This is a genomic window from Tenebrionibacter intestinalis (genome assembly GCF_016632365.1).
GTDB classification, from domain to species: Bacteria; Pseudomonadota; Gammaproteobacteria; order Enterobacterales; family Enterobacteriaceae; genus Tenebrionibacter; species Tenebrionibacter intestinalis.
On the sequence record NZ_JAEPBH010000143.1, the window covers coordinates 1 to 925 of the forward strand.

Annotated in this window: 3 protein-coding genes; all 3 read right to left on the reverse strand. The window is 48.5% G+C overall.

Going from position 1 to position 925, the window contains the following annotated elements:
• Nucleotides 1-56: 56 nt before the first annotated feature.
• Complete coding sequence (locus JJB97_RS18145) at nt 57-242, reverse strand: hypothetical protein (RefSeq protein WP_238715476.1); 186 nt, start codon at nt 240-242, stop codon at nt 57-59.
• A 50-nt stretch (nt 243-292) separates the two neighbouring features.
• Nucleotides 293-559, reverse strand: coding sequence for a bacteriocin immunity protein (locus JJB97_RS18150; RefSeq protein WP_238715478.1), 267 nt, complete (start codon nt 557-559; stop codon nt 293-295).
• On the reverse strand, nt 552-925 hold a 374-nt coding region (locus tag JJB97_RS18155), incomplete at its 5' end, for an HNH endonuclease signature motif containing protein (RefSeq protein ID WP_238715480.1). The genes JJB97_RS18150 and JJB97_RS18155, both read right to left, overlap by 8 nt.

The following is a 925-nucleotide window of genomic DNA, read 5'->3' on the forward strand; positions in this document are numbered from 1 at the left end:
TGTTCGATCGCAACTCAGCGCCATCCCCCGCCCGTCAACATCAGGACGATAGCCCATCACTCCCCCTTAACAGCGGCCAGAAAATCCGCCGGCATCGTCACCCCTTCACGCTCAGTGAAGGTCAACGCTCTGGAGGGGGTACTGATGATTTCATCCCCGTTAACAAGCTGACTACCCACAACCGCAATCCCTTTCCCCTCGATGGCGCAGGAGCTGCCCGCGCCGTTCGCAATTTTCGCCATCGTNAGAGTAATCCTAAGGGGGCCGGGGGTGTACCCCGCTATTTATACGCTCAGGAGCCCTTAAAGCCGGGCAGACTGTTGGCTCTGCGCCATTCCTTGACCTTTTGTGTTATAACTTCTGGTGTACATTCAGCATCTGATTCTGCGTAATAAATCAGATCTGTACCGTCAGGATGCCCTGTGATCACTTCGAAATGGTCCAACAATGAATCCAAACGTTCTTCATTGCCTGATGCATTTTCTCTGAATATTTCTTTCATAAAATCAATAAATTCAGTTTCAGTATATGATTCAAGTCTATTTTTCAATCTATCCATTTTTGTGAATCTCCACATGTCGCTTGGGGGTAACGATGCCCATATTGTCCACATCGTATACTGCTCCGCCTTTTGATATAGGCGTTATATGGTGAATTTCAAACGAGCGGCGCTTCCCCATGGAATCTATCTTTCTCGCTTTGGGAGCCAGTTTTCCCGACATTCTCTCCTTATTCACATTAATGAACTGGTTTGATAGCTCAGGATCCATCGCAACTTCTTGCCAGAATGCCTCCCTGAACCGATCAAAGTTGGTAAAAGTTCTCCCGCGCAGTTTGTCCGCTATCTGGCTCGGTACCGGTGAGCCATTCCCCTGGTCTGCATCTTTAAGCCATATTCCGCTAACTTTTTGCCCTTTACCTGTGA

What these genes read in the sequence shown, in the direction of transcription:
- JJB97_RS18150 (WP_238715478.1), bottom strand. Translation starts at nt 559, where the DNA reads ATGGATAGATTGAAAAATAGACTTGAATCATATACTGAAACTGAATTT.
- JJB97_RS18145 (WP_238715476.1), bottom strand. Translation starts at nt 242, where the DNA reads ATGGCGAAAATTGCGAACGGCGCGGGCAGCTCCTGCGCCATCGAGGGG.